Source organism: Candidatus Phytoplasma pruni, from assembly GCF_013391955.1.
In the GTDB taxonomy this organism is placed as follows: Bacteria; Bacillota_I; Bacilli_A; order Acholeplasmatales; family Acholeplasmataceae; genus Phytoplasma.
This window is the reverse complement of record NZ_JABUOH010000047.1, coordinates 43,123-69,778: the sequence shown is the minus strand read 5'-3', so window position 1 is coordinate 69,778 and position 26,656 is coordinate 43,123. Positions and strand designations below refer to the sequence as shown.

The 26,656-nt window shown below is 29.4% G+C and carries 36 protein-coding genes; all 36 read left to right on the top strand.

Annotated elements, in window-relative coordinates:
• Positions 1-132 precede the first annotated feature (132 nt).
• The 36 genes from HR065_RS02125 (at position 133) to map (ending at position 26,639) form a co-directional block, all read left to right on the top strand.
• Positions 133-1,437, top strand: a complete 1,305-nt coding sequence (locus HR065_RS02125) for a hypothetical protein (protein WP_178734252.1) — start codon at positions 133-135, stop codon at positions 1,435-1,437.
• A gap of 270 nt (positions 1,438-1,707) precedes the next feature.
• Positions 1,708-1,893 (top strand): Panacea domain-containing protein, encoded by a 186-nt coding sequence (locus HR065_RS02120; RefSeq protein ID WP_178734251.1) that lies wholly within the window; start codon positions 1,708-1,710, stop codon positions 1,891-1,893.
• Between the two features lie 203 nt (positions 1,894-2,096).
• Positions 2,097-2,696 carry a DUF2963 domain-containing protein gene (locus tag HR065_RS03805; protein ID WP_420885488.1) on the top strand — a complete coding sequence of 200 codons (600 nt, stop codon included), beginning with the start codon at positions 2,097-2,099 and terminating at the stop codon, positions 2,694-2,696.
• Positions 2,697-2,862: 166 nt separating this feature from the next.
• Entirely contained in the window at positions 2,863-3,816 is a 954-nt protein-coding gene (locus HR065_RS02115; protein ID WP_178734250.1) for a DUF2963 domain-containing protein, read from the top strand.
• A gap of 638 nt (positions 3,817-4,454) precedes the next feature.
• Positions 4,455-5,060 (top strand): 30S ribosomal protein S4, encoded by a 606-nt coding sequence (gene rpsD / locus HR065_RS02110; protein ID WP_178734249.1) that lies wholly within the window; start codon positions 4,455-4,457, stop codon positions 5,058-5,060.
• Positions 5,061-5,222: 162 nt separating this feature from the next.
• Positions 5,223-7,892: a magnesium-translocating P-type ATPase gene (mgtA, locus tag HR065_RS02105; RefSeq protein ID WP_178734248.1), complete on the top strand. Its 2,670-nt coding sequence runs from the start codon at positions 5,223-5,225 to the stop codon at positions 7,890-7,892.
• 34 nt (positions 7,893-7,926) lie between these two features.
• On the top strand, positions 7,927-8,694 hold the full coding sequence (locus HR065_RS02100; RefSeq protein ID WP_244948339.1) for a diadenylate cyclase: 768 nt from the start codon (positions 7,927-7,929) through the stop codon (positions 8,692-8,694).
• A 41-nt stretch (positions 8,695-8,735) separates the two neighbouring features.
• Positions 8,736-9,593 (top strand): DegV family protein, encoded by an 858-nt coding sequence (locus HR065_RS02095; protein ID WP_218644388.1) that lies wholly within the window; start codon positions 8,736-8,738, stop codon positions 9,591-9,593.
• Positions 9,594-9,863: 270 nt separating this feature from the next.
• Positions 9,864-10,094, top strand: coding sequence for an acyl carrier protein (gene acpP, locus HR065_RS02090; protein WP_017191564.1), 231 nt, complete (start codon positions 9,864-9,866; stop codon positions 10,092-10,094).
• Between the two features lie 37 nt (positions 10,095-10,131).
• Positions 10,132-12,609 carry a leucine--tRNA ligase gene (leuS, locus tag HR065_RS02085; protein ID WP_280527667.1) on the top strand — a complete coding sequence of 826 codons (2,478 nt, stop codon included), beginning with the start codon at positions 10,132-10,134 and terminating at the stop codon, positions 12,607-12,609.
• Positions 12,610-12,645: 36 nt separating this feature from the next.
• Positions 12,646-13,278 carry a guanylate kinase gene (gmk, locus tag HR065_RS02080; protein ID WP_178734256.1) on the top strand — a complete coding sequence of 211 codons (633 nt, stop codon included), beginning with the start codon at positions 12,646-12,648 and terminating at the stop codon, positions 13,276-13,278.
• Positions 13,279-13,286: 8 nt separating this feature from the next.
• Positions 13,287-13,505 (top strand): DNA-directed RNA polymerase subunit omega, encoded by a 219-nt coding sequence (gene rpoZ, locus HR065_RS02075; protein WP_017192260.1) that lies wholly within the window; start codon positions 13,287-13,289, stop codon positions 13,503-13,505.
• 3 nt (positions 13,506-13,508) lie between these two features.
• On the top strand, positions 13,509-14,477 hold the full coding sequence (gene rsmH, locus HR065_RS02070) for a 16S rRNA (cytosine(1402)-N(4))-methyltransferase RsmH (RefSeq protein WP_178734246.1): 969 nt from the start codon (positions 13,509-13,511) through the stop codon (positions 14,475-14,477).
• 348 nt (positions 14,478-14,825) lie between these two features.
• Positions 14,826-15,140 (top strand): 30S ribosomal protein S10, encoded by a 315-nt coding sequence (gene rpsJ / locus HR065_RS02065; protein ID WP_017191823.1) that lies wholly within the window; start codon positions 14,826-14,828, stop codon positions 15,138-15,140.
• A gap of 58 nt (positions 15,141-15,198) precedes the next feature.
• Positions 15,199-15,858, top strand: coding sequence for a 50S ribosomal protein L3 (gene rplC, locus HR065_RS02060; protein ID WP_178734245.1), 660 nt, complete (start codon positions 15,199-15,201; stop codon positions 15,856-15,858).
• Entirely contained in the window at positions 15,851-16,480 is a 630-nt protein-coding gene (gene rplD / locus HR065_RS02055) for a 50S ribosomal protein L4 (RefSeq protein ID WP_178734244.1), read from the top strand. Before rplC ends, rplD begins: the two co-directional genes overlap by 8 nt.
• Positions 16,473-16,772, top strand: a complete 300-nt coding sequence (gene rplW, locus HR065_RS02050) for a 50S ribosomal protein L23 (RefSeq protein WP_017192633.1) — start codon at positions 16,473-16,475, stop codon at positions 16,770-16,772. The genes rplD and rplW overlap by 8 nt, the downstream gene beginning before the upstream one ends.
• 53 nt (positions 16,773-16,825) lie before the next feature.
• Positions 16,826-17,656 carry a 50S ribosomal protein L2 gene (rplB, locus tag HR065_RS02045; RefSeq protein WP_178734243.1) on the top strand — a complete coding sequence of 277 codons (831 nt, stop codon included), beginning with the start codon at positions 16,826-16,828 and terminating at the stop codon, positions 17,654-17,656.
• Between the two features lie 17 nt (positions 17,657-17,673).
• Complete coding sequence (gene rpsS, locus HR065_RS02040; protein WP_178734242.1) at positions 17,674-17,955, top strand: 30S ribosomal protein S19; 282 nt, start codon at positions 17,674-17,676, stop codon at positions 17,953-17,955.
• Between the two features lie 20 nt (positions 17,956-17,975).
• Positions 17,976-18,395, top strand: coding sequence for a 50S ribosomal protein L22 (gene rplV / locus HR065_RS02035; protein WP_178734241.1), 420 nt, complete (start codon positions 17,976-17,978; stop codon positions 18,393-18,395).
• Positions 18,379-19,215 (top strand): 30S ribosomal protein S3, encoded by an 837-nt coding sequence (gene rpsC / locus HR065_RS02030; RefSeq protein ID WP_178734240.1) that lies wholly within the window; start codon positions 18,379-18,381, stop codon positions 19,213-19,215. The genes rplV and rpsC overlap by 17 nt, the downstream gene beginning before the upstream one ends.
• A gap of 22 nt (positions 19,216-19,237) precedes the next feature.
• Positions 19,238-19,657: a 50S ribosomal protein L16 gene (gene rplP / locus HR065_RS02025; RefSeq protein WP_017192638.1), complete on the top strand. Its 420-nt coding sequence runs from the start codon at positions 19,238-19,240 to the stop codon at positions 19,655-19,657.
• Positions 19,657-20,109: a 50S ribosomal protein L29 gene (gene rpmC, locus HR065_RS02020; protein WP_244948338.1), complete on the top strand. Its 453-nt coding sequence runs from the start codon at positions 19,657-19,659 to the stop codon at positions 20,107-20,109. The genes rplP and rpmC overlap by 1 nt, the downstream gene beginning before the upstream one ends.
• Positions 20,110-20,193: 84 nt before the next feature.
• Entirely contained in the window at positions 20,194-20,466 is a 273-nt protein-coding gene (rpsQ, locus tag HR065_RS02015; protein ID WP_026072016.1) for a 30S ribosomal protein S17, read from the top strand.
• A complete protein-coding gene (rplN, locus tag HR065_RS02010; protein ID WP_178734239.1) occupies positions 20,463-20,843 on the top strand; it encodes a 50S ribosomal protein L14 in 381 nt (126 codons plus the stop codon). Before rpsQ ends, rplN begins: the two co-directional genes overlap by 4 nt.
• A 10-nt stretch (positions 20,844-20,853) precedes the next feature.
• Positions 20,854-21,201, top strand: coding sequence for a 50S ribosomal protein L24 (gene rplX, locus HR065_RS02005; protein WP_178734238.1), 348 nt, complete (start codon positions 20,854-20,856; stop codon positions 21,199-21,201).
• A 15-nt stretch (positions 21,202-21,216) separates the two neighbouring features.
• Entirely contained in the window at positions 21,217-21,762 is a 546-nt protein-coding gene (gene rplE / locus HR065_RS02000) for a 50S ribosomal protein L5 (protein WP_178734237.1), read from the top strand.
• 12 nt (positions 21,763-21,774) lie between these two features.
• A complete protein-coding gene (rpsN, locus tag HR065_RS01995; protein ID WP_178734236.1) occupies positions 21,775-22,044 on the top strand; it encodes a 30S ribosomal protein S14 in 270 nt (89 codons plus the stop codon).
• A 21-nt stretch (positions 22,045-22,065) separates the two neighbouring features.
• Positions 22,066-22,446 (top strand): 30S ribosomal protein S8, encoded by a 381-nt coding sequence (rpsH, locus tag HR065_RS01990; RefSeq protein ID WP_017192133.1) that lies wholly within the window; start codon positions 22,066-22,068, stop codon positions 22,444-22,446.
• Positions 22,447-22,463: 17 nt separating this feature from the next.
• The gene (rplF, locus tag HR065_RS01985) at positions 22,464-23,006 is read left to right on the top strand and encodes a 50S ribosomal protein L6 (RefSeq protein WP_178734235.1); all 543 of its coding nucleotides are present in this window, start codon (positions 22,464-22,466) and stop codon (positions 23,004-23,006) included.
• A gap of 21 nt (positions 23,007-23,027) precedes the next feature.
• Positions 23,028-23,381, top strand: a complete 354-nt coding sequence (gene rplR, locus HR065_RS01980) for a 50S ribosomal protein L18 (RefSeq protein WP_178734234.1) — start codon at positions 23,028-23,030, stop codon at positions 23,379-23,381.
• Between the two features lie 11 nt (positions 23,382-23,392).
• The gene (gene rpsE / locus HR065_RS01975; RefSeq protein ID WP_178734255.1) at positions 23,393-23,914 is read left to right on the top strand and encodes a 30S ribosomal protein S5; all 522 of its coding nucleotides are present in this window, start codon (positions 23,393-23,395) and stop codon (positions 23,912-23,914) included.
• A complete protein-coding gene (rpmD, locus tag HR065_RS01970) occupies positions 23,911-24,105 on the top strand; it encodes a 50S ribosomal protein L30 (protein ID WP_178734233.1) in 195 nt (64 codons plus the stop codon). Before rpsE ends, rpmD begins: the two co-directional genes overlap by 4 nt.
• A gap of 2 nt (positions 24,106-24,107) precedes the next feature.
• On the top strand, positions 24,108-24,554 hold the full coding sequence (gene rplO / locus HR065_RS01965; protein WP_178734232.1) for a 50S ribosomal protein L15: 447 nt from the start codon (positions 24,108-24,110) through the stop codon (positions 24,552-24,554).
• Between the two features lies 1 nt (position 24,555).
• The gene (secY, locus tag HR065_RS01960) at positions 24,556-25,827 is read left to right on the top strand and encodes a preprotein translocase subunit SecY (protein WP_178734231.1); all 1,272 of its coding nucleotides are present in this window, start codon (positions 24,556-24,558) and stop codon (positions 25,825-25,827) included.
• Between the two features lie 62 nt (positions 25,828-25,889).
• Positions 25,890-26,639: a type I methionyl aminopeptidase gene (map, locus tag HR065_RS01955; RefSeq protein ID WP_178734230.1), complete on the top strand. Its 750-nt coding sequence runs from the start codon at positions 25,890-25,892 to the stop codon at positions 26,637-26,639.
• The last annotated feature ends 17 nt before the right edge of the window (positions 26,640-26,656 follow it).

The following is a 26,656-nucleotide window of genomic DNA, read 5'->3' as shown; positions in this document are numbered from 1 at the left end:
GTTGATTTATTTTTTCGATAGTTCAATTTTTGTCCTCAGTTCAAAGATTTTCTTAGCAAAAATAAGAAAAAAATATTATTAGTCGGCTTAGGTTTATTAACTGTTTTAACAGTTTGCATTGTTTTATGGGGTTTGAAGCGTTTTAATAAGAAAGAGAATAACAATCTTTCACCTTCTGCAAACCAAACACAAACAACTAAAAAAGAAGAAAATAAAATCGAAACACAAGAAAATAAAGAACAAGTAGAAAAGAGAAAACAAGCTTTAAAAGAATCTCAAGCATATAGAGAAAAAGAGAATATAACAATTGATGAAGTAACAGATCAACAATTGATAAACGCAATTCAAACACAACAAAACAATAAACCTCATTCTTCTGTAAACCAATTAACCTTAGCAGGTCAAAAATTAGTCAAAGATAAAAAAACAGACAAACAAAAACCTTCGGTTAAACTAGTTAACACAGTTTTGGGTAAGCTTAAAGAATATCGAAATCAAAAAGGAATTCCTTCTGACGAAGTAACAGATGAAGAAATAAAAGAAGCAATCTTCCATCAATTAAAAATAAAAACCGATTCACAACCAGATGAAATAGAAAAGATAGTCCAAAAAAAATTATTAGATTGTTATGGTGTAAGCAACCAAGACAATGTAAAAATTATTCAAAAAAGAGTTTTGAAAGATAGTTTGGAAGGTGATAATAATCCTGAAATTGATTGGGATGTTTCTTATGATATTGAATTTGATTTTAATCAAAAGACAATTAAACAAAGAGGTTTTAAAAAAGGTTCTAATGAAGGACAATATATAATTGATTTAAATTCATCAAAAACTTTTGATTTTGAAAATAACCAAAAAGGGCAACGAATCAAACAAAGAGTTTTTAAAGAAAAATTAGATTCTAATGGACAACCAACGGTTGATTGGCAATCGTTTGATACTTGGGATGCTGAGTATGATGAAAATGGAAACCCCATTCGCCAAAGAGGTTTTTATGATGCATTGGTTTCTAATAGACGATTTATTATTAATTGGGGTCATTCTTGGGATGCTGAATACGACAAAAAAGCCAATCGAATCAAACTAAGAGTTTTTAAAGAAAAATTAGATTCTAATGGACAACCAACGGTTGATTGGCAATCGCTTAATACTTGGGATGCTGAATATGATGAAAACGGAAACCAAATCAAACAAAGATGTTTTAAAGAAAGTTCTGATGGAAAACCCACGATTGATTGGTCTAAATCTTGGGATGCTGAATACGATATCAACAGAAAAATCATTCAAATAAGATATTTTAAAGAAGGTTCAGATGAAAAACCCACAATTGATTGGTCTAAATCTTGGGATGCTGAATACGATATAAACGAACAACTGATGAACACTACACAATATGATGAACAGGGAAAGCCAACCTTAAAAAAACAGAATAAATAATTAATCAAACTTTTTAAAGAAATACACCCTAAGAAAATAATTAATAAAATGCTCCAAAAATTTTAAAAAAATCTTTTGTTTCGCAGACAAACAACAACATAACAACAACATAACATTATAAAAGGAACCTGTAAATGGGTTCCTTTTATATTTTATCTATCTATCTTTCTTTATAACTTTTTTCCTTTCTAAAACGTTTTAAAATTATTGTAAAAATAAAAAAATTCTACATACAAAAGTTAATCGTTTCACAAAAAAGAGAAAGTCAAAATGGCCAATAAATTCAATGCGGCTAATCTTTTTGAGGTTGCTAACTATATTATTGACAAAGGAGCCGGCGCCACCATTCTTAAAATGCAAAAACTAGTTTACTATTCTCACGCTCAATATTTAGTTAAACAAGAAAAAACCAGATTAAGTGGTTTAGTTAGTCGTTTGTTTATTTTCTTGAAATAGAAGTACGAACAATCTATTTCACTCAGGTCTTTTTTATCGCCCTAATTTTCGAACTTCACTAAAAAAAACAACAATTATCGTCCTAAACTATTGCAAAAAAAAAAAAAAACGTATAATAAAAACATATCTAAAAATAAAAAAATTCAAGGAGTCTCAACACGAATCAACCTCATTATCCCTTTCAATCCCAACCCCCTAAAAAAATTTTCCCCAAAGTTGTATTATTTATCTTCATCATCTTACTAATTTCCGGCATCATTTACGGCTTTTATCATTATAATAAAGCCTCAACTCGCAGCGACACAAAAAACAATACACGCCCTGGCAACGCAAAAAACAACACAACAAATCCTAACACAATCGCACATCCCGACGATAATTTAAATGACAACGTCAAGAATAAACAAACCGTCGCCTACAATTCTACAGGACACAAAATAATCACTGAATACAATAATGCAGGAGAAATAACTGAATACATTATCTACAACCCCAACGGTTCTCTATTTTCTGTCTTAAAAAATAAACCTATAAAAGAATTAACCGTTTATCATCCGGCTGGTTATTTATTTAGTATTTCTAATTATGACGATAAAACAGAAAAATTAAACCAAATAAAATTTTATAATCCTGACGGAAACATTAAATCTTCTTATATTATAAAACCTAACGAAGAACCTCATTTTAAAGAAGAAGATGGTTTCATTGACCACATCATCACCTACAATGTTGAAACAGGACTTATTGTCAAGAAAACCTACTACAAAGCCGACGGTTCCATCAAAGAAATCAAAAACTATTAACCCCCCAAAGACCCTATCTCTCCTCGTAAGGGTTTTTTTATTACCCTAACTTTCGCCCCTCACTAACAAAATCAACAATTACCATCCCAAACTATTGCAAAAAAAAAAAAAAAAACGTATAATAAAAACATATCTAAAAATAAAAAATTCAAGGAGATATTTTCGAATGTCGCAAAAAACATCAAATCAAAACAAAACAATCTTTATTATTCTTATTGTCGTTATAATTGCTATTATTGTTTCAATTTCAGGTTATTTTATTGTTAAAATGATAAATTCTAACAATTCTAATTCTCGTACAGAACAAACTTCAAAAACAAAAAACCCGAAAAAAACAAATCAAATACCAACCAAAACTATTCACTACAACTCCAACGGCACCTCCCGCGCCAAAACAATTACATATTATAACGACGGTTCCATTTACTCCATCTTTGAATACAACGTTGAAAATGACAATCCCATCAAATCCACTCGCTACAACCACCGCAAACCCAACGACGACAAAACAAGTCTCCTTTGGGATATCAGAACCTATAATTTTGAAACAGGTCAACCAATTAAATATGTTGATTACTATGTAAACCAGAAAATTAAACAAATCAATATTTACAATTCCCAAACAAATAACGGATTCCAAAGGCACCAAGAATTCGAGTACTTCGACGATGGCAAACCTCTAAAAATTACTGATGACAAAGATGGTACTTATGACATCTTTAAACATCAATTTTTATACAACTACGATGGCACCCTCTCTTCCATTCGCTTCCAACCTGGCTTTTTTAAACCAGAACAACACATTTCCTTCGACTCCAACGGCACCATTAAAAGTATTGCTTATTGGAGTTCAAGTAATAAATTTGTAGGCGAAAACTACTACAAATCCGACGGTTCTATCGATTACATTCAAGACAAAAATTTTAATAGAATCATTATAATTACTGATGAAATGAAAAAGGAAGCCCTAAAAGACTATGAATCCGCCCGTCAATTTTATGAACTCTCCCCACAAAAATACGAATACGCTCAACAAACCCGCCAACTCGCTCTCGAAGAATATCCATCCAACAAACAACAAGCCCTCCAAGATTATAATGACGCCAAAAACAATAAATAACCCCTCAAGAAAAAGTAAAAACCATAATGTTAGAACATTTAACTATCCCCCAATTCATTATATATTTTTCCAAAACAATGACTTTTTAAAAAAATAAATGTTAAAACAATCATATCCCAACAAAAAAATTAAATTTTTTAGGTCGGGCGGGTTTTTTATATAAAAACTTTTTTAATAAGTATTCATTACACAAAACAACAGAAAAGAGACCTAAGCCGATCAAACTTAAGGTCTCTTTTTTTACTTGCTAGAACGATTGTTTGGACTCCATTTTATGAGTTCTTGCTCTCTTGTAAAAATGATCAAAATGCGAATAGGAATAATTCATTTATAATCAGAAGAAAAAAACCTTCTTAAATGATAAAAAACCTCTTTTATTGAGTTTTTTATGAAAATCGACATCATTTTGTTAAAAAATACTTGACTATTTGTTCTTTTTAACTTAAAATATAGAAGATGGTAAAACAGGTGTTTATTTTTGGTTAACTTAATCTCTATTTTTTATTAGACAATGTTTTAATAAAAAGCATTAGTAATTCTTTGCTGTTTTAGAAGGAAAATAGTTATAGTAGATTATTAATCTTAAGTAAGCATAACTTCAATGCCTTCATAAAATCAAGTAAGGAGATTTAAGTTCAATGTCACGTTATATAGGTCCAACATGGAAAATTTCACGTCGTCTTAATTATTCTTTGTCAGAAACTGGTAAAGAGTTAGTTAGAAAAAAAGAAAGTTTTGCAGGTAGTAAGCAAAAAAAACGTAAAAACAAATTAAGTGATTACGGTATTCAATTGCAAGAAAAACAAAAAGTTCGTTTTACATATGGTGTTTCGGAAAAACAATTTAAAAAGATTTTCCACAATGCTAGTAAATCTAAAGGTGTTCATGGCGAAGTATTTTTAACTTTACTAGAATCTCGTTTAGATAATATGGTTTATCGTATGGGCTTTGCTAGAACAAGATCACAAGCGAGACAATTAATTTCTCACGGTCATGTTTTAGTTGATGCTAAAAAAGTGGACATTAGTTCTTACCGTTTAAAACCAGGTCAACAAGTTTCTTTAAAAGAAAAATCTAAAGAATTAGAAATCGTTAAAAACGCTTTAGAATTCAATAAGAACAGCAGAATCGAATATGTTTCAGTTAACAAAGAATTAGTAGGAACATACGTTAGATATCCGCAAAGAAATGAATTTTTACATGAAATTAACGAACAATTAATTGTTGAATTTTACAACAGATAAAATTTATCAATATATTAAATTAACCATCTTTAATTTATTAATCTTTTGATGTTAATAAATTAAAGAACGGTTATTTTGGCTTTTTCATCTAAATATTTTTTTGTATTTCTGTTTATATCTTTTTTATTTATTAATAAACATTTTATCCAAGGAGTGCAAAATATGAAAAAAAAATCTGATGAATATTTTTTAAATAATTTACCGAATTTGAAAGACATTAGCGCTCAAAATATTGAACAAACTTTTGCACTTTTAAAAACTAACGCCCAAGGTCTTTCTTCGGAGGAAATTATTCAAAGAAGAAAAAATTACGGTCAAAACATTTTTGCTAAAAAAAAAAATTCTTGGACAAAAAAAATTATTCAAACCTTTTTTAACCCTTTTAATATGATTTTATTGTTTTTAATTGTTTTTTCTTTTTGTAAAGATGTTTACGGTGCTCCAGAAGGGGAAAAAGAATTTTCAACTTTTATTATTATTTCGTTAGTTCTTTTAGTTTCTAATATAATGAATTTTATGCAAGAAGCTAAATTTTCCAATGTTTCTGAAAAATTAAAAAAAATTATTCAAACTACAACATCTGTTAAAAGAGAGAACCAAATTATCGAAATACCGTTAGATGAGGTCGTTGTGGGCGATATCATTTGCTTATCAGCCGGCGATATTATACCTGCGGATATTAAATTATTTGAAACAAAAGATTTTTTTGTTAAAGAAACCACTTTAACGGGAGAATCTGATCCTATTGAAAAAAAAGCCGTTTGTTCGGAAAAATATAATAATATTTTAGAAGATAAAAAGCTTGTTTTCATGGGTACAACGGTTGTTTCTGGTTATGCTCAAGGGATTGTTGTCTCTATCGGAAATAAAACTTATTTGGGTAAAATAAACCAAATAGCGATTAAAGATAAGCCTCTTTCCACTTTGCAAAAAGGTATCAATTCGATTGCTAAAATAATAACAGTTTCTATTTTTATTGTTTTACCCTCTATTGTCTTTTTAAATTTTGTTAAAGCGCCTGGCAAATTTGATTTTTGGGAAGTTTTGCCTTTCGCTTTAAGTACGGTTTTAGGTTTAACACCTGAAATGTTACCTTTAATAGCGACCACTTCTTTTTTCATCGGTATGGTAGTTTTATCAAAACAAAAAGTGATTGTTAAAAATTTATATTCTATTCAAGATTTTGGCGCTATGAATGTTTTATTTACTGACAAAACAGGTACTTTAACTGAGGATAAAATCATTATTGATAATTATTTAGACATCAACAATAACATCAATAATAGAGTGTTAAAATACGCTTATTTAAATAGTTTTTTTCAAACAGGTTTAAAAAACTTGATTGATGCTTCAATTATTGACAAAATGAAACAAAAAAAAGAGGCAGAAGTTTCTTTCCAAAATATTGAACAAGAATTTACTAAAATTGATGAAATTCCTTTTGATTTTAAAAGAAGAATTATGAGCGTCATTGTGGTTGATAAAAAGAAGGAAACAACTATCATCACTAAAGGCGCCATCGAAGAAATGTTAAATATTTGTTCTTATATGGAAATGACTGATCCTCAAACAAAAGAAACTAAAATCGTTAAAATTGATAAAGAAAAAATTTTAGAAAAAACTAGGTTTTACAATAATCAAGTTTTTCGTGTGATGGGCGTAGCTTATAAAAAAATTGATAACAATAACCTAGCTGATTCTAAAAAAGAAGCAGATATGGTTATGATTGGTTTTTTAACTTTATTAGATCCTCCGAAAAAAAGCGCTATTGAAGCGATTGCTTCTTTGAAAAAACATAATGTAGAAGTTAAAATTTTAACTGGCGATAACGAAATTTTATCTAAAATCGTTGCTTCCCAAATAAATATCGCTAACCAAGATTTTTTATTAGGAACTGATGTAGATCAAATGGATGATGAGGTCTTGTATAAAAAAGCCCAAAATATCAATATTTTCGCTAAATTAAATCCCGAACAAAAAGCTAGAATTGTTTCTGTTTTTAAACAAAAAGGTAATGTTGTGGGTTATATGGGAGATGGCATTAATGATGCTGCTGCTATGAAATACGCTAATTTAGCGATATCGGTTGATTCAGGCGTAGATATAGCGAAAGAGTCCGCTGATATTATTCTTTTAGAAAAAGACTTAAAAGTGTTAGAAAATGGTATTTTAGAAGGTCGTAGATCTTATACGAACATGATAAAATACATTAAATTAACCTTAGCGGCTAATTTTGGTAATATTTTAAGTATTTTAGTGGCTTCTTTTTATTTACCTTTTGTGCCTTTATTACCGATTCAAATTTTATTTTTAAATTTAATTTATGATTTTTCTTGTTTAGCTTTACCTTTTGACCACGTAGAAGAAGAAAATTTAAACAAACCTCGTCAATGGAATTTTAAAAATATTATTCGTTTTATGATGGTTTTTGGCGCTTTAGCTTTTGTTTTTGATGTTTTATTTTCTTTTGGTTTATATTTTATAGAAGATAATACACCATTAAAAGAATATAAAAACAAACACATTAGTTTATTCCAAACTAGATGGTTTATCTTTTCTATTTGGACTCAATATTTCACTATTTATTGTTTAAGAAATGATAAGTTTTGGCAAAGTTTAAAAAAATCTCGCATGATGCTTTGGTTTTCTATTATTGGGGGGACTTTAGCACTTTCCTTACCATTCATCCCTGTTTTGAAAAAATCATTAAATTTTGCAAATCCTTTCACTCTTAAATATATCGCTTTATTAGTGGTTTCTTTAACACTTTATGGTTTTGCTTTATCAATCGTTAAAAAAATTTTTATTAGAAAAAACCAAGAATTATTATAAAAATAATAATATTTGGCTTTAGAGGTATTTGCTTATGTCAATTCCGTATGTTTTAACAATATTATTATATATTATTATTTTTTGCGTTTTTTTTGTTTTTTCTTTACAAATTTTTTTCAGCAAATATGAATTAACCAAAATAATTTATTCTTTTTTTTTAGGAACCGCTTGTGTTTATTTTATTGATCAATTATTGACTTCGAATGGTATTGTTTTAAAAGATATATTAGGTTTTGATATTTACACACCTTTGTTAACTTTTGTCTTTACCGCCCCTATAGTCGTTAAAGCCCCTTATTTAAGATACCATTTACAAGCTCTTTCCAAATCTTGGAAAAGCCGAAAAAACGTTGTTATGGGAAGTAAAAATACTCAAAAAAATATTTTAGATAGTGTTTTAGAATTATCCAAAAGAAAAACAGGTGCTTTGATTACTATCGAAAAACATCATTCTTTAGAACAATTCGCCCAAAAATCTATTTTAATCGATGGAAACGTTACTAAAGAATTATTGTTAAATATTTTTAACGTTAATACGCCTTTGCATGATGGAGCTGTTATTATTAGAGGAAATAAAATTTTATCAGCGGGAACTTATTTTATGTTATCGGATAATCAACATTTTGAAAAAACTACTGGTTCAAGACACCGAGCGGCTTTAGGTATTAGTGAAAATACCGATAGTATGACGATTGTCGTTTCTGAAGAAACAGGCGATATTTCAATTGCTTTAGAAGGTATCATGTTAAAAACCAATGATAAAAATAAAATTCAAGAATATTTATCTATGTTTATGCTTTAAACATATTTATATTTTTCAATAGAAATAAGGAAAACGTTAATATGAATAAAAGAAAATTAGGAATTGTGGTTGAATCCACTATTGGAGGAGATTTTGGAAGAAGTCTTTTCCCTGATCTTAGTGTCGTTCATATGACTATTATGCACGATAATAAAGTTTTTAGCGATAAAGACTTTGATAACAAAAAGTTATTGAATTTATTGCATCAAGGAATTAAAGTGACCACTAGTCAGCCCAATCCACAAGCTTTTGTTAAAGCTTATCAAGAACAAATTGATTTAGGATATGAGAAAATACTTTGTCTTACTTTATCAAAACAATTCAGCGGGACTCATAATAGTGCTCTTAAAGCTAAACAAATTTTAGGCGATGACCGCATTACCGTTATTGATACAGAAAGTGTGGGACCAGGCACCTATTTCACTCTAACCAGAGTTCATCATTATTTAAACGAAAATAAGTTAACTAATGAAGAAATATTTGAAAAAGTAGTGGTAGAGCAGAAAAAAGGCAGTATGTTTTTTTCTTTAGATGAATTGAAATATCTAGCAGCTAATAAAAAAATTAGTAAATTCAAATCTTTTTTAGGTAGTTTGTTTAAAATTAAAACTATTTTAAAAATGAAACAAGGCTTTATTTCTTTAGAAAAAAATGTCCGCACTTGGAAAAGTTGTTTTAGATATTTATTGAAATACGCTCTTCAATTAAAAGAAGAGGAAGGCGTAGTAGATATTCAAATTATTTATGTTGAAAATCGCGTTATTGTAGATGAATTAATCAAAGAGATAGAAAATTTGAACGATCCTAATGTTAAATTATCAGTATACGGTCAAATGTCTCCTATTGTTTCTACTCACCTTGGTTCAAGAGGTTTCGGCATTTACATCAATAAAGGATAATCACTTATAAAAGACTTTTTTAAAAGACAGATAAGACAGATTAATACTTATTTGCAATTTAAACCTTTTTTATTTTTTAACGATCTAAAGCCTTTTTATCAGATCGTTTTAAAAAAATAATTTATTTTGAATGAAAAATAAATTATTTTTTTATTAAAATAAAAATATGTTTATTTCGGTATTTTTAATCATATATGATATATAATATTCTTATATGATTTGTATAAATTTTTTAAGTATTAAAATAATATATTAATCGAGGATATAAAGATGTTAACGAAGATTCAAGAAATAATTTCCGAACAATTATTCATTCCTAAGGAAAAAATTATGTTGGAAACTAGATTAAAAGAAGATTTAGGGATTGACTCTATTGATGCTGTTAACTTAGTATTTAAATTAGAACAAATTTTTAATATTAAAATTAGCGATGAGGCTTTACAACAGTTTAAAACTGTTCAAGAAGTTTGTGATTTTGTTGAACTGAATTCATCTAAATAATACAATTAGTCAAAATTAAATATTAAGGGGTTTTTTTATGTTGTGTTATGATTTCGAAAAAATTGAATCTAAATGGCAACTAAACTGGACAAAAAACAAAACTTTTAAAACTAGTGAAGATTTAACAAAGCCGAAATTTTATTGTTTAGATATGTTTCCTTATCCTTCTTCGCAAGGTTTACATGTGGGTCATATTGAAGGTTATACTGCTAGTGATATTGTGAATAGGCTAAAAAGGATGCAACAATATAACGTATTGCATCCTTTTGGTTGGGATTCTTTTGGTTTACCAGCCGAACAATATGCTTTAAATACTGGTAATCATCCTAAAGATTTCACTTACCAAAACATCAATAATTTTAAAAAACAAATAGAGAAATTAGGTAAAGGGGTTGATTGGGAGAGAGAATTATCTACTTCCGAACCTTATTTTTACCAATGGACTCAATGGATTTTTAAAAAACTTTATGAAAAAAATCTTGCTTCTTTACAAGAGATAGAAGTTAATTTTTGTGAAGAATTAGGGACTGTTTTGGCCAACGAAGAAGTTGTGCCTACTGAGGATGGTTTAGTCTCCGAAAGAGGGTCTCATCCAGTAGTCAAAAAGAAAATGAAACAATGGGTTTTAAAAATTACTGATTATGCTGAAAGACTTTTAGAGGACATAGACTTATTAGAATGGTCGCCTCAATTAAAGGAAATGCAGAAAAACTGGATTGGTAAAAAAGAAGGTTTTATTTTCGATTTTTCTTTAATAGATGTCAAAGATAAAAAGATTTCAGTTTTTACCACTAAACCGAGTACTATTTTCGGTGTAACAGCCTTAATCTTAGCGCCAGAACATCCTTTAGTAGCTGAATTAACTACTCCAGAATGTCGGAACGATGTAGATGAGTACGTTAACCGTACTAAACGTAAAACTAACTTAGAACGCGATATTAATAAAGAAAAAACCGGAGTTTTTATAGGCAGTTATGCTATTAACTTCGCTAATCAAAAAAAGATCCCTATTTGGATCGCCGATTATGTTTTACCTCATTATGGTACAGGAGCTATTATGACTGTTCCTTATCATGATAGTAGAGATTTTGAATTCGCTCGTAAATATGATTTAGAAATGATTCCTATCGCTAAATTACCTGAAGAAACCCCAACTTCTCCTTCTGAAAAGAAAGAACTCCAAGAAGAGCAAGAAATTAAGGTGGAAGACGGTATTTTTATTAATAGTGATTTTTTGAACGGTCTTAATTATGAAGAAGCGAATCGTAAAATTATCGCTGTGGCTCAAAAAAATAATTGGGGACAAGTTAATTTTACATATCAAATGCATGATTGGGTCTTTTCTCGTCAAAGATATTGGGGCGAACCCTTCCCTGTTTATTATGATGAAAACGATAATATTTATTTAAATTCTGATGCGGAGTTACCGTTAGAATTGCCTTCAGTGGAAAAGATTGTGGTTTCTGGCGACGGAACTTCACCTTTATCTAATATTTCCTCTTGGATATATTTTGAAAAAGATGGTCAAAAATTTAGAAGAGATTCTAATACGATGCCTCAGTTAGCCGGCAGTTCTTGGTATTACATCGGTTATATTTTAAAAAATTATTTAGGTATGATTCCATTAAACACCGATAAAGCGAAAGAATTATTGGATTATTTTTTACCAGTTGATTTTTATATTGGTGGAACAGAACACGCAGTAGGACATTTATTATATTCCCGTTTTTGGCATAAATTTTTATTTGATTTAGGTTTAGTTTCCAGCAAAGAACCTTTTTTAAAATTAGTTAATCAAGGGATGATTTTAGGTCATGATAATCTGAAAATGAGCAAATCTAAAGGAAACGCTGTTAACGCTTCTTTAATTTTAGAAAAATATGGTTCTGATGTTTTAAGAATTTATATGATGTTTATGGGTCCGCTAGAAGATAGTAAAAGTTGGTCCGAACAAGGTTTAAAAGGGGTACAAAGATTTTTAAACCGTGTTTATCACATGTTTGATTCATTTGAAGTGGTTGCGCAAGAGTTCGCACCTTTAAAGAAAATAATGAACCAAACGATTAAAACAGTGACAGAAGATTATGAAAATTTAAAATTCAATAAAGTCGTTAGTCAGTTGATGATTTTTGTTAATGAAGCTTATAAACATCAAAAAATAGATCAAAAACAAATGAAAATCTTTTTACAATTATTAAACCCTTTAGCACCTCATTTAACAGAAGAATTAAACCAAACAGTTTTAGAATCTTCAGAAGAATTGGTTTATTCTCAATGGCCGACTTATGATGAAACATTATTGACGGCTGATACGGTGGATATTGTGGTTCAAATTAACGGCAAAGTTAAAGCTAAAATACAAGCTGATAAAGATCAAGAAAAAGAAGCTATTTTAGCATTAGCATTGAAAGACAACAAAATCGCTAACTTAGTGGAAAAAGGTCAAATCGTTAAAACTATTTATGTTTCTAATAAATTATTGAATTTGGTTGTTCGTTTTGATTCAAGGTGTTAAAATGTATAAAAATTATTTAGAAAGAATATGGCAAATATGAGATTACATAAAAAAGGATTAGTTATAGTAATTTCAGGTCCATCAGGAGTTGGAAAAGGCACTCTTACAAAGGCTTTGTTGAAAAAAGAAGGTCATAATTTTGTTTATTCTTCTTCCATGACAACAAGAGCCCCTAGAGCAGGGGAAATAGAAGGAAAAGATTACTTTTTCGTTGATCAAGCGTTTTTCCAACAAAAAATTAAAGAAAAATATTTTTTAGAACATAATAAATTTATTGGCAATTATTATGGAACACCTTATGACAAAGTCTTAGATCAAGTTGAAGAAGGTAAAGAAGTTATCTTAGAAATCGATGTCCAAGGTTCTTTGCAAATTAGAAAACATAAAATTAGTAAAGACGCTATTTTTATTTTCATCGTTCCTCCTACAAAACAAGCTTTATACAATCGCTTAAAGAAAAGAAATACAGAATCCGAAGAAATTATTCGCCAAAGAATGGACAAAGCGGATCAAGAGTTTTTATTAGCTTATAAATATGATTATATCGTAGTTAACGATGATATTGATAAAGCTGTTGATAAAATAATTTCGATCATTATTGCCGAACATTCTAAAGTTAAAAACAGTATTTCTTATTATTTAACAGAAATTTTAAATAAAAAAGGTTGAAAAAGAATATGTTAAAAGATAAAAACGAAGGCATTAACCGTCCTTCTATTGATGAATTATTAAAAAGAATTGATTCTAAATATAAATTAGCTTTTTTATCTGGTAAAATAGCTCACGTGATAGAGAAAAACAATAGTTTATCTTCTGTCAAACTTCCTAGTAAAAAAATCGTCAGTAAAGCTTTATCAGAAATTATTAACGATAATTTTAAAATAGTTTTTAAATAAAAAATGGTTATCGCTAAAGACGAAAAAGGAACTAAACCAGTGGTACCAGATATTCACATTCCCGTTCTCACCAAGGAAGTCATCCAATATTTAGATATTAATCCTCAAGGCATTTATGTTGATGCCACTTTAGGCGGAGGAGGGCATAGTTCAGCGATTTTGCAAAAACTCTCTTCCGAAGGTTCTTTGTATTCTTTTGATCAAGATTTATTCGCTATTTCCAAATGTCAAGACATTTTTAAAGAAGAAAAAAGAATTACTTTAATTCATAATAATTTTTCTTTTTTAAAAGAAGAATTGGCGAAAAGAAATATCGATGCTATTGATGGTATTATTTTTGATTTAGGTTTGTCTTCATTTCAAATTGATGACCCTCAAAGAGGCTTTAGTTATTTAAAAGATTCTTCTTTAGATATGAGAATGAATCGTAACCAAAGCCAATCGGCTCAAACTATTATTAATACTTACAGTTACGAACAGTTGAGAGATATCTTTTTCATTTATGGCGAGGAACCTAAATCAACTTTAATAGCAAAAGAAATTATTAAAAGACGCCCTTTAAAAAATACTTTAGAATTGGTAGAAATTACTGATAAATTTTATTTTTCTTACGGTAAAAAGGACAAAAGAGGTCACAGCGCTAAAAGAGTTTTCCAAGCTTTAAGGATAGAGGTCAATCAAGAATTGCAAGTTTTAACAAAAGCTTTGCAACAAGGTCTTCAATTATTGAAAAAAAATGGTAAAATGGTAGTGATTAGTTTTAATTCTTTAGAAGATCGTTTGGTTAAAAACTTTTTTAAAAAAAACAGTCATACTCATGTTCTTCCTAACTTGCCTATTAAAGAAAAAGACATTCCTCCTTCTCCTTTGAAAATTCTAACTAAAAAAATTATTTGTCCTAGTGAGGAAGAATTAAAATTAAATCTTCGCAGTCGTTCGGCAAAATTAAGAGCAGCTGTTAAAAATATTTAAAAATTTTTTTAAAAAACAAAATATTTAGAACGCCTTTAAGAAGGTAAAGTATTTGTTTTTTAAAAAAAACATTATTTTTGTAATAAAAACATCTTTTTATTTGCAATAAATTTAAATTTAATATATAATAAAAATGCTTGTTTTTTTTAGTTATGATATAATAAAAATTATTTAAATTTTATAACATTTTATATTATTTCAAAACGTGTCTTTTTTTAAAATAATATAAAATATTTTATTTTTTATAAAAACTAACTATTTATCACATTAAAAAAATATTTGTTTTATAAAAAAATATATTTGGGAAGTTATTGTCATTATCAAAATCAAGAAAGGAGAATAAGAACAGTGGCTCAAGAACAAGAAGTTGTTAAAATTCTTTTAAAAACTTACGATCATCATTTGATAGATCAAGCAGCAAAAAAAATTATCACTAGTATTTCCAAAACAGGAGCTCAGATAAAAGGTCCAATACCTCTTCCAACTAAAAACGAGGTTTTTACTGTTTTACGTTCGCCTTTTGTAAATAAAGATAGTAGAGAACAATTTGGTCGTTCTACTCACAAACGTTTAATTCAAATTATTAATCCGAATGCTAAAACGATCGATGCTTTAATGCACATTAATTTACCATATTCAGTAAATATTTATTTAAAAAAATAAATAAATAATTAAAAAAAAGAAAAAAATTATTTTGATAATTTTAAGAAAGGGGAACAAAATGGCTAAAGGAATTTTGGGAAGAAAATTAGGAATGACTCAAATTTTTGATGAACAAGGATTTGCAATCCCTGTTACTGTTGTGGATGTTTCTGATAATGTTGTTTTACAACAAAAAACTATAGAAAAAGATGGCTATCAAGCTACTCAATTAGGATTCGCTTCTAAAAAAGAAAAATCGTCCACAAAACCACTTATCGGTCATTTTGGTAAAGCCAGAACTGCTCCTAAGTATTTTGTTAGAGAGTTATCTTTTTTACCTGACTTTAAAAACGAATTAGCTTCTTTAGAAGTAGGAGAAACATTAACGCAAGATATTTTCCAAACAGGAGAAATCGTTGATGTTGTAGGAGTTAGCAAAGGTAAAGGTTTTGCTGGTTCAATTAAAAGACACAACCAAAGTAGAGGACCTGAGAGTCACGGTTCTCGTTATCACAGAAGACCTGGTTCAATGGGACCTATTAAAGGTAATATTACAGGTAAAAAATTACCTGGACACATGGGTTGTGACACAGTTACTGTTCAAAATTTAAAAATAGTTTCTGTTGTTTCTGATAAAAAATTATTTTTAATTAAAGGTAATGTACCAGGACCTAAAAAAGGTTATTTAATAATTAAAACTGCTGTGAAAAAAATGACAAGGGAGAATCCAAATGCCTAAATGTAATGTTTTTGATCAAAATGGTAAAATGAGTTCAGAAATTGTTTTGTTAGACCAAGTTTTCGGTATAAAACCTAATCAACAAGTTTTATATGATGTGGTTAACAAACAAAGAGCAGCAATGCGTCAAGGAACTCATTCAACTAAAAATAGATCTGCAGTTTCCGGTGGAGGAAGAAAACCTTGGGCTCAAAAAGGCACAGGTAATGCTCGTCACGGTACGATTCGTTCTCCTTTATGGAGAGGCGGTGGAGTTGCTTTTGGTCCGAAACCAAGAGATTATGATTTTAAAATGAATTGGAAAGTTAGAAGATTAGCTTTAAATTCCGCTTTGTCATTGCAAACTCAAAACAATAACTTAACCGTAGTTGAATCTTTAAAATTAGAAACACCAAAAACTAAAGAATTTCAACAAATTTTAAAAAATTTACAAATTACAGAAAAAGTTTTAGTAATAGTTACAGAAATAACTGAAAATTTAATGCGTTCTACTAATAATTTACCTCAAGTAACTTTAGAAAGCGCTTCTCATGTAAGTGTTTATCAAATCTTGAACGCTAAACGTTTATTCGTAACTAAAGGCGCTATTGCTCATTTTGAGGAGGTTTTAAACAATGATTAAATATTATGAATGGCTTAAAACTCCTGTTATCACTGAAGCTACTAATAAAAAATTAGAATTACAAAACGAATACACTTTTAAAGTGGATAAAAGAGCTAATAAAATAGAAATTAAAAAAGCTGTTGAACACATTTTTAATGTTAAAGTTTTAGCTGTACGTACTAGCAACGTTTTACCTAAATACAAAAAAAAGGGTAAATACGAAGGTTATACGGCATCTTATAAAAAAGCTATCATTAAATTAGTTCCTGGTCAAAGAATAGACATTTTTAGCGATTCTGATTCAAAATAAAAAAAATAAAAGATTAATTTTTTTTTAAAAATTAAAGAAAGGTTATCCATTGTATGTCTATTAAAAAATATAAACCTATATCTAATGGTAGTCGTAATATGAGACTGCAAAGTTTTGACGAGATCGCTACTTCCCAACCTGAAAAAAGTTTATTACGTCCTAAAAAAAGTACAGGCGGAAGAAATAATCAAGGAAAAATTACTGTAAGGCATCATGGTGGCGGAGTAAAACAAAAATATCGTATTATCGATTTTAAACGTAATAAAGACGATATAGTTGGTAAAGTTGCTACTGTTGAATATGATCCAAATCGTAACGCTAATATTTCTTTAATCCATTATAAAGACGGAGAAAAAAGATATATTTTAGCTCCTAAAGGTTTAACTGTAGGAACTGAGATTTCTGCCGGTTCTAATGCTGAAATTAAAGTAGGTAATACTTTACCATTAAAAAATATTCCTGCTGGTTCTTTCGTACATAATATTGAGTTAAAACCTGGTAAAGGTGGACAATTAGCACGTGGTGCAGGAACTTCTGTTCAAATCGTTAAAAAAGAAGAAAAATATGTTGTTCTTAGTTTGCCTTCCGGAGAAATTAGACAAGTTTTATCCACTTGTAGAGCCACTATCGGCGTTATAGGGAATGAAACTTATAAGTTAATTAGAAACGGTAAAGCAGGAAGAACGCGTTACTTATCTATCAGACCGACTGTTAGAGGTTCTGCGATGAATCCTAACGATCACCCTCATGGTGGTGGTGAAGGTCGTGCTCCTATTGGACGTAAGTCACCTATGACTCCTTGGGGTAAAAAAGCTCGTGGAGTTAAAACACGTAAAAAAAATAAATTTTCTAATAGTTTAATTTTAAAACGTCGTAAGAAATAAAATAAAGAGGTAAATTTATGGCTCGTTCGATTAAAAAAGGTCCTTTTTATGATGAACATTTATTAGCAAAAGTACTAAAACAGAACGCAACAAAAAATAAAAAAGTTATTCAAACGCGTTCACGTAGATCCACTATTTTACCAGAATTTATCGGTCACAAAATCGCTGTTTATAACGGAAGAGAATACATTATTTCTTCCATTACAGAAGATATGGTGGGTCACAAATTAGGTGAATTTTCTCCAACTCGTACTTTTCGTGGACATGCTAAAAAAGATAAAAAAATTCAAAAAAAATAATTTAGAAAGGCATTAAACATATGAATGTAAAAGCTATTGCAAATCAGATGTCTGTTGCTCCTAGAAAAACACGTTTAGTAGCGGATTTAATCCGTGGCAAACATGTTAGAGAAGCGCAAGCAATTTTGATGTTTACTCCAAAAGCAGCATCTCCAATCGTTTCAAAGCTTTTAAAAAGTGCTGTTGCCAACGCTGTTCATAATTTTAGCCTTAAAGAAGAAGAATTATACGTGAAAGAAATTTTTGTTAATGAAGGTCTTCGTTTAACTCGTTTATTGCCAAGAGCTAAAGGAAAAACTGATAAAATTAAGAAAAGAACTTCTCATATTACAATAGTTGTTTCTTCCAAAACGGTAGAAGAAAAGAAAACAGTTAAAAAGCAATCAGTCATCCAACAAATAGAAGAAAAGGAGATAGTTGAAAATGGGTCAAAAGAGTAGTCCAACCGGTTTAAGATTAGGAATCATTAGAAATTGGGATTCCAAATGGTACGCCGAAGATAAACAAGTTCCTAATTTAATTCTTGAAGATTATCAAATCAGAAATTTAATTAATAACCATTATCCTAAAGCAACTATTTCCCGCATCGAAATTCAACGTTTTAAAAAATCCAACAAAGAACAAATCCAAATTTTTTTATACACTTCAAAATTAGGTATAGTTGTTGGACCTGAAAACAAAGAAAAAAATAAATTAGTTGAAAAAATCAAAAAATTAATTAAAAAAGATATCATTTTAAACGTCTTAGAAATTAAAAACCCTGATAAAGTAGCTATATTGGTAGCACAAAATTTAGCTATCCAATTAGAACAAAGAGCTTTTTTCCGCGCTGCTCAAAAAATGACAGTGCAAAAAGTTTTAAAAACAGGCGTTAAAGGTGTTAAAATTATTATTTCCGGTCGTTTAGGCGGCGCTGAAATAGCTAGACAAGAAACCCTTTCTAAAGGACTTGTTCCTCTTCACACTCTAAGAGCGGATATTGATTATGCTTTTGAAGAAGCTCACACTACTTATGGCGTTTTAGGCGTTAAAGTATGGATTTATCATGGTGAAGTTTTACCTAAACAAACTATCGAAGATACTAGAAAATTATTAGTTTCTCAACATGATGAAAAAAGAGTTAATCCTCAAGACAGAAAACCAAAATTTGACGACAGAAGAGCTAAATTTTCTGATAGAAAATCAAAATTTGAAAATAAAAAACCATTTTCAAAAAAAGTTAACAATACTAAAAATGTTAAAACAAAAATAACGTCCTAGATGGGGAAAGAGGTAAATAATTATGTTAATGCCAAAAAAAACTAAATACCGTCGCCCACATCGTGTAAGTTACGAAGGAAAATCTAAAGGTAAAAATAAGATCAATAATGGTAATTATGGTCTTATCGCAAAAGAAGGGGCTTGGATTACTAGCCAACAAATAGAATCTGCTCGTATCGCTATGACTCGTCATATGAAAAGAGAAGGTAAAGTTTGGTTAAACATCTTCCCTCATTTATCTTTAACTAGAAAACCTTTAGAAGTTCGAATGGGTTCCGGTAAAGGTGCTCCTGAATTTTGGGTAGCGGTTGTTAAAAAAGGCAAAGTACTTTTTGAAGTTAGTGATCTTAATAATTTAGAAAAAACAGAAAAAGAAGCTCTAAGACTTGCATCTCATAAATTACCTATTAAAACTAAAATCGTTAAAAGAGGTCAAGAATAATGAAAATCAAAGACGTTCGCAAAATGACAAACGAAGAATTAAATGCTAAAATTCTTCATTTTAAAAAAGAATTATTTGACACTAAATTACAATTAGAATTATCTAAAACAAAAAATACTTCTCGTGTGCGCAAAATAAGAATCATAATTGCACAAATGAAAACAGTTTTAAACGAAAGAAAGTTATCTCACAATGTAGTTGTTGAGAATAACCCACAAGAGTCTAAAACATTAGTTGAAGAGCAAAAATCAATTCAAAATAATCCATTAGAAAAAGATCAAGTGGAAGCTCCAAAGGTAGAAACTGAACAAGCAGAAACTCAAGAAGCAGAAGCGCAAGAAGTTGCGACTGAAGCGGTTCAAGTAGAAGCGGAAAACACAGAAACTACAGAAGTTGAAACTGAACAAGTGGAAAACGAAGAAAAAAATAAAGAATCAGATACACAAAAATAAATATATATTTTTTGCAAATAAAATATATAATTTTTTTGTAGATTCCTTATTTCAATAAAATTCAAAAAAAAGAAAAGGAGGTTGATTTCAATGCGTAATTCTAGAAAGATTTTATCAGGCGTAGTAGTTTCTGATAAAATGCAAAAAACAATCACTGTTGCTGTGGATACTTACAAAAAAGATCCTTTATACAAAAAAAGAGTGAAAAAAACTAACAAATTTCATGTTCATGATGAAAAAGAAGTTGCAAAAGTAGGCGATTTAGTTAATTTTATGGAAACAAGACCTCTTTCTAAAACTAAAAAATTCCGTTTATTCAAAGTTGTCAATGCCAAAAATAAGGAGTCTCAAATATGATTCAAAAAAATACTCGTTTAGTAGTGGCAGACAATAGCGGAGCTAAAGAAGTTTTAGTTATTGGTATTCCTGGTGGAAGTAAAAAACGTTACGCTCATATAGGTGATTTAGTTGTAGTGACTGTCAAAAAAACTATCGCTTCTAGCGCAGTTAAAAAAGGAACAGTTACCAAAGCTTTAATTTTACGCACTAAACATGGTTTAAAAGGTAAAGACGGTAGTTACATTAAATTTGATGATAACGCAGTTGTTATTGTTAAAGATGATATGACACTTAAAGGAACAAGAATATTTGGACCTGTTGTTAAAAATCAAAAGTTAAGAGATAATAATTTTTCTAAATTTCTGTCTTTAGCTGAAGAAGTATTTATAATATGAGGTATGACGAATGTACATTAAAGTAGGAGATACAGTTGCTATTATTGCTGGAAAAGATCGTTTTTCAACTGATGAAAAAGGTAAAAAAACTCTTAAAAGCGGAAAAGTAGTAAAAGTTTTTTTTAAAGAACAAAAAGTTTTAGTTGAAGGAATAAATATTGCTACTAAACATAAAACTCCTTCAGACAACGAAAATAAAGGAAATATCGTTAAAGAAGAATTGCCTATTCATGTTTCTAATGTTGCTGTAATAGATCCTGTTAAAAACGTACCTACACGTGTGGGTTACCGTTTTGAGTCAGGTAAAAAAGTACGTTATGCAAAAAAATCAGGCACTACTTTAGATATTTCTAAATAAAGAAGGTTTGAATAAATGAAAAAAGAGAATAATTATACTGAAAATAATTCGTTTTTGGCTTTAAAAGAAATTTTTAATTTTAAATCAGTAATGCAAGTTCCTAAAATAGACAAAATAGTGATCAATGTAGGGATAGGGGAAGCTGTTACTAACATTAAAGTTTTGGATGAATTTTCAGAACAATTAACTGCTATCAGCGGACAAAGACCTGTCATTATTAAAGCTAAAAAATCTATCTCTAACTTCAAGTTAAGAGAAGGAATGCCAATCGGTTTAAAAGTTACTTTAAGAGGTAACAAACAAAAATCTTTTTTAAACAAATTAATCCATATCGCATTACCTCGTGTAAGAGATTTCAGAGGAGTTCCTACTAAGTCTTTTGACGGTAGAGGGAATTACGCACTTGGTATTAAAGAACAAATTATTTTCCCTGAAATTAGTTTTGATAAAGTTAAAAAAACTTTTGGAATGGATATTTGTATTGTCACTACGGCAAAAAATGATGAAGATGCTAGAAAATTATTAGAATTTCACGGCATGCCTTTTCAAAAAAATAAATAAAATGGAGTTTTTATGGCTAAAAAATCAAGAATAGTTAAAAACCAAAAACAAAAAGCTTTATTTTTAAAATATAAAGACTTACGTTTTGAGTTAAAACAAAAAAAAGATTATAAAGGTTTATCTCGTCTTCCTGTGGAATCCTCCCCTGTCCGTCTTAAAAATATAGATCAGATCGATGGTAGATCAAGAGGATATATGAGAAAATTCGGATTATCTAGAATTAAATTTCGTGAATTAGCTAATAAAGGCGAAATTCCTGGTATTAAAAAAGCTAGTTGGTAATAAAAAAAGGAGAACACAAATATGGTTATGACAGACCCTATTGCTGATTTATTAACAAGAATCCGCAACGCTAATACGATGCGTCATGCAAAAGTTTTAGTTCCGGCTTCCAAGTTAAAAATTAAAATGTTAGAAGTTATTAAAAAAGAAGGTTTTATTAAAGATTTTAATTTAGATGTAACCAAAAGAAACGTTATTATCCAATTAAAATATAATTCCGAAACAAAAGAAAGAACTATTAAAGGTTTAAAAAGAGTTTCTAAATATGTTGGCGTTGATGAAATCCCTAGAGTCTTAAGCGGCTTAGGAGTAGCTTTAATATCTACTTCAAAAGGAATTTTAACTGATCACGAAGCTTTATCATCTCAAATTGGTGGCAAAGTTTTAGCTTATATTTGGTAACTATTAAGGAGAAAGACATGTCACGAGTAGGAAATAAAGTTATTACAGTTCCTAAAGGTGTAGAAGTGGACATTCAAGATAACAATTTTATCACAGTTAAATCTTCTAAAGGACAATTAGAATATCAATTTAATCCTTCTTTAAAAATCGATTATAAAGATAATTTAATTTCTGTAAAAAGACCTAATGATGAAATTTTTATGAAAAAAATTCACGGCACTACAAGAGCTTTATTAAATAATATGATTACCGGTTTAGATCAATTTTTTGTTAAAAAAATGGAAATCGTTGGTTTAGGTTATAACGTTCAAAAGAAAGACTCAACTTTAACTTTTAATTTAGGTTTTTCGCATCCGATCGTTATGAATATTCCTGCCGGTTTAGAAGTAGAAATCGTTAAAAGCACAGAAATTACCGTTAAAGGCGTAGATAAACAATTTGTAGGCGAATTCGCTGCTAAAATTGCCAAATTATCCAAACCAGAACCTTACAAAGGCAAAGGGATACGTTATGTTGGTCAATATATTCATCGAAAAGCTGGTAAGAGTGCTAAAAAATAAGAAAGGACATTTATTTAAGCTATGATTAATAAACAATCTTCACAAGTTTTACGTAAAAAACGTCATTTACGTTTAAGAAAAAAAGTGATAGGAACTAATGCTAAACCACGTTTAAATGTTTCTTATTCTAATAAATATTTTTATGCACAAATAATCGATGATCAACGTAAAGTTACTTTGTGCAGTGCTCATAGTAAAGAAATAAATGCCAACGTAGTTAATACAAAGGTTGCTTCCGATATAGGCACACTGATTGCTAAAAAAGCTTTAGAAAAAGGCATTACTAATGTTGTTTTTGATCGTGGAGGACGTTTATACCATGGTCGTATAAAAGCTTTAGCTGATTTTGCCCGAAAGGAAGGTTTACAATTTTGAAAGTAAATAGAATGAAAAAAGAATTCGTTAATAAAAAAGCTTCTTCAATCGAAGAAAAAGTAGTTAAAATTAACAGAATTACCAAAGTTGTTAAAGGTGGTCGTCGTTTTCGTTTTTCCGCTTTAGTTGTTGTCGGTGACAAAAAAGGAAAAGTAGGTTTTGCTACTGGTAAAGCGCAAGAAATCATTGATGCTATTAAAAAAGCTTTAGAAAAAGCTAAAAAAGAAATGGTTGATATCGCTTTAGTAGGAACTACTATTCCTCACCAAATTACTGGTCATTTTGGCGCAACAAAAGCTTTCTTAAAACCAGCTTCCAAAGGAACAGGTATTGTTGCTGGTGGTAAAGCTGCCAGAACTGTTTTGGAATTAGCAGGAATTAGCGACATTTTAACTAAGTCTTTAGGTTCAAGAACTTCCATTAACGTTTTAAGAGCTGTAATGGATGGTTTAAAAAACTTAAGAACTATTAAAGACGTTGAAAAAGCAAGAGGAGTTTCTTTAGAAGCGAAAATTAAAGGAATAGCGAAATGAAAAAATTAGAAATTACTTTATATAAAAGTTTGATCGGAAGGACTCCCAATCAAGTAAAAAACGCTCACCACTTAGGATTAAGAAAAATTAACCAAAAAGTGATTAAAGAAGATGTTCCTACTGTTAGAGGAGTTCTTAAAAAAATACATCATTTAGTTGTGGTAAAAGAAGTATTGGAAGGGAGAGTTTAATTATGTTACATTTATTAAAACCAGTTAAAGGCGCTAGAAAAACAACTAAACGTTTAGGTCGTGGTCCAGGTAGTGGTAATGGTAAAACTTCTGGTAAAGGACATAAAGGTCAATTGGCTCGTTCTGGCGGTGGTGTTAGACCAGGTTTTGAAGGTGGACAAATCCCTTTTTTCCAAAGAATTCCTAAAAGAGGGTTCCACAATTTTAATCAAAAAAAATATTTTTTAATTAATTTAAAAGATTTAGAAATTTTTGACAATGATACTGTAGTTACTAGAGAATTATTATTGAAAAAAAGACTTATCAAGAAAAACACTTCTGATATTAAAGTATTGGCAAATGGTACTTTCACTAAAAAATTAACAGTACAAGCATCTAAATTTTCTAATAAAGCTCAAGAATTGATTCAACAAGCTGGCGGAAATGTCGAAATATTGAAGGTAGCATAAGATGAAAATGGTAATAGATTTTCTTCGTGATAAAAGTAAAATAATTAAAAAAATTTTATTTACTTTGGTTATTTTATTTATCTTTGTTATCGGTAATAAATTAGTTATTCCTTCTGAGTTGCTTAAACAACAAATTTCTTTACAAGAAAAAATTAAAGACTTGTTGAAAATCAAAGTTAGCTTGTTCGAAACTAATAGTTCTATATATTTTTTATCTTTAGGAGTTTATCCTTATATTACTGCTTCTATTATTGTCCAATTTGCACAAAAATTATTTCCTTTTATGAAAGAATGGCAAGAACAAGGTGAAAGAGGAAAATATAAAACCAATTTAGTCACTCGTTCTTTGACTTTGCTGTTTGCAGTAGGATCGGCTTTATCTTCTATTCAACGTGATGGAATTGCCACACTCGCTAACAATAAAGCACATGTTTTAGAAATAGTGTTTTTTTTAGTGGTCGGAGCATTCATTAGCATTTGGTTAGCTGATTTAATCACTTCTAAAGGAATAGGAAACGGTATTTCTATTTTCGTAGCAATTAGTGTCAGTAAGAATTTATTTGAAACACTGTATTTTTTAACAAACATCGACAATTCAGACTTTGTAGTTAAAAGAATCTTGACTTTAGTAGTTCTGTTAATCTTATTAATTTTAACAGTTATTTTATCAGCTGCTTATTTAAAAGTTCCAATCACTTACGCCACTAAACAAAATAATGATAAAATAAACAATCACATCCCTTTAAAACTTAATACTTCAGGAATTTTGCCAGTAATTTTAGCCAACAGTTTATTGCAAGTTTTTGGCACTATTTCGCTTTTGTTGGGACCAGAAAATGGTTTTTCCAAATGGGTAACTCAATTTCAGGCCTCTCAAAGTAGTTATTTAGGTTTAGGTTTTTTTGTTTACTTATTATTAATTTTGTTATTTTCAGTTTTTTCTACTTTTATAACTATCAATCCGGCAGATATTGCCGAACATTTATCAAAACAAGATGCTTACTTAGAAGGGGTAAAACCTGGAGACGAAACAGTTTATAAAATTACTCAAAAATTATTTAAAGTAACAGTCATCGGCGCTTTTTCTTTAACTGTCTTAGCTGCTTTACCTGAATTGATTAAATTTTTTGTTTGGGGTAATGCATCTCACCGAACAGTTAAAGTTCAATTAGGTGGTACTAGTCTTTTAATTGTTGTAGGTGTAGCTGTTGAAGTAATGCAACGTATAACGACTCAAACTAACGTTAAGAAATTATACAAAAAATTATTTTAAATAATAAATTTTATAAATGAAAAAGAAATCATTATGTTTAGATTTAAGGCAGGTTACCCTTTATGATAATAATTAAATCAGAGAATGAAATTGCTATAATGAGAAAAGCAGGTCAAATTTTATCTTCTATCAGAAAAGAATTAATTCTTTCTTTAAAAGAAGGTATTTCTACTTTTGCTTTAGATATGATTGCTCGTGAATTGATTAAAAAACATGGAGTGGTTTCCGCTTTTAAAGGTTATAAAGGTTTTGATGGTTATATGTGCACTTCTGTTAACGAAGCTATCGTGCACGGAATACCATCTAAAAAACAAATTTTAAAAAAAGGCGATATCATTACGATTGATATGGGGATCAAATATCAAGGTTATTACGTTGATTCGGCTTGGACTTATACCATCGGTAAAGTTTCTAAAAAAGTAGCAACTCTTTTAGAAAACACTGAAAAGTCTTTATTCGCTGGAATAGAACAAGTTAAACCAGGCAATCGTATTTCTGATATTTCTGCAGCTATTTTTGAAATTGGTAAAAAGAATAAATACGGTATAGTTGAGGTTTTTTCCGGACATGGAATTGGTTTGCAATTGCATGAAAAACCTTATATTTTTAATTTTGATTTTGTTGATAAAGATTACATCTTACAACCAGGAATGACTTTTTGCATTGAACCTATGTTTACTTTAGGTACTAAAGAAGTTAAAATATTGAATGACGGTTGGACTGCTATAACAGCAGATAAAAGCTTAAGTGCTCATTTTGAACACACAGTTTTAGTGACCGAAAACGGATATGAAATTTTAACATTAACATAAACAAAGAAATAGGAAAA

Bases quoted from the DNA above. Each gene is read 5' to 3' on its own strand.
- HR065_RS02120 (WP_178734251.1), top strand. From the start codon at position 1,708: ATGGCCAATAAATTCAATGCGGCTAATCTTTTTGAGGTTGCTAACTAT.
- HR065_RS02115 (WP_178734250.1), top strand. From the start codon at position 2,863: ATGTCGCAAAAAACATCAAATCAAAACAAAACAATCTTTATTATTCTT.
- rpsD (WP_178734249.1), top strand. From the start codon at position 4,455: ATGTCACGTTATATAGGTCCAACATGGAAAATTTCACGTCGTCTTAAT.
- mgtA (WP_178734248.1), top strand. From the start codon at position 5,223: ATGAAAAAAAAATCTGATGAATATTTTTTAAATAATTTACCGAATTTG.
- HR065_RS02100 (WP_244948339.1), top strand. From the start codon at position 7,927: ATGTCAATTCCGTATGTTTTAACAATATTATTATATATTATTATTTTT.
- HR065_RS02095 (WP_218644388.1), top strand. From the start codon at position 8,736: ATGAATAAAAGAAAATTAGGAATTGTGGTTGAATCCACTATTGGAGGA.
- acpP (WP_017191564.1), top strand. From the start codon at position 9,864: ATGTTAACGAAGATTCAAGAAATAATTTCCGAACAATTATTCATTCCT.
- leuS (WP_280527667.1), top strand. From the start codon at position 10,132: ATGTTGTGTTATGATTTCGAAAAAATTGAATCTAAATGGCAACTAAAC.
- gmk (WP_178734256.1), top strand. From the start codon at position 12,646: ATGAGATTACATAAAAAAGGATTAGTTATAGTAATTTCAGGTCCATCA.
- rpoZ (WP_017192260.1), top strand. From the start codon at position 13,287: ATGTTAAAAGATAAAAACGAAGGCATTAACCGTCCTTCTATTGATGAA.
- rsmH (WP_178734246.1), top strand. From the start codon at position 13,509: ATGGTTATCGCTAAAGACGAAAAAGGAACTAAACCAGTGGTACCAGAT.
- rplC (WP_178734245.1), top strand. From the start codon at position 15,199: ATGGCTAAAGGAATTTTGGGAAGAAAATTAGGAATGACTCAAATTTTT.
- rplD (WP_178734244.1), top strand. From the start codon at position 15,851: ATGCCTAAATGTAATGTTTTTGATCAAAATGGTAAAATGAGTTCAGAA.
- rplW (WP_017192633.1), top strand. From the start codon at position 16,473: ATGATTAAATATTATGAATGGCTTAAAACTCCTGTTATCACTGAAGCT.
- rplB (WP_178734243.1), top strand. From the start codon at position 16,826: ATGTCTATTAAAAAATATAAACCTATATCTAATGGTAGTCGTAATATG.
- rpsS (WP_178734242.1), top strand. From the start codon at position 17,674: ATGGCTCGTTCGATTAAAAAAGGTCCTTTTTATGATGAACATTTATTA.
- rplV (WP_178734241.1), top strand. From the start codon at position 17,976: ATGAATGTAAAAGCTATTGCAAATCAGATGTCTGTTGCTCCTAGAAAA.
- rpsC (WP_178734240.1), top strand. From the start codon at position 18,379: ATGGGTCAAAAGAGTAGTCCAACCGGTTTAAGATTAGGAATCATTAGA.
- rplP (WP_017192638.1), top strand. From the start codon at position 19,238: ATGTTAATGCCAAAAAAAACTAAATACCGTCGCCCACATCGTGTAAGT.
- rpmC (WP_244948338.1), top strand. From the start codon at position 19,657: ATGAAAATCAAAGACGTTCGCAAAATGACAAACGAAGAATTAAATGCT.
- rplN (WP_178734239.1), top strand. From the start codon at position 20,463: ATGATTCAAAAAAATACTCGTTTAGTAGTGGCAGACAATAGCGGAGCT.
- rplX (WP_178734238.1), top strand. From the start codon at position 20,854: ATGTACATTAAAGTAGGAGATACAGTTGCTATTATTGCTGGAAAAGAT.
- rplE (WP_178734237.1), top strand. From the start codon at position 21,217: ATGAAAAAAGAGAATAATTATACTGAAAATAATTCGTTTTTGGCTTTA.
- rpsN (WP_178734236.1), top strand. From the start codon at position 21,775: ATGGCTAAAAAATCAAGAATAGTTAAAAACCAAAAACAAAAAGCTTTA.
- rpsH (WP_017192133.1), top strand. From the start codon at position 22,066: ATGGTTATGACAGACCCTATTGCTGATTTATTAACAAGAATCCGCAAC.
- rplF (WP_178734235.1), top strand. From the start codon at position 22,464: ATGTCACGAGTAGGAAATAAAGTTATTACAGTTCCTAAAGGTGTAGAA.
- rplR (WP_178734234.1), top strand. From the start codon at position 23,028: ATGATTAATAAACAATCTTCACAAGTTTTACGTAAAAAACGTCATTTA.
- rpsE (WP_178734255.1), top strand. From the start codon at position 23,393: ATGAAAAAAGAATTCGTTAATAAAAAAGCTTCTTCAATCGAAGAAAAA.
- rpmD (WP_178734233.1), top strand. From the start codon at position 23,911: ATGAAAAAATTAGAAATTACTTTATATAAAAGTTTGATCGGAAGGACT.
- rplO (WP_178734232.1), top strand. From the start codon at position 24,108: ATGTTACATTTATTAAAACCAGTTAAAGGCGCTAGAAAAACAACTAAA.
- secY (WP_178734231.1), top strand. From the start codon at position 24,556: ATGAAAATGGTAATAGATTTTCTTCGTGATAAAAGTAAAATAATTAAA.
- map (WP_178734230.1), top strand. From the start codon at position 25,890: ATGATAATAATTAAATCAGAGAATGAAATTGCTATAATGAGAAAAGCA.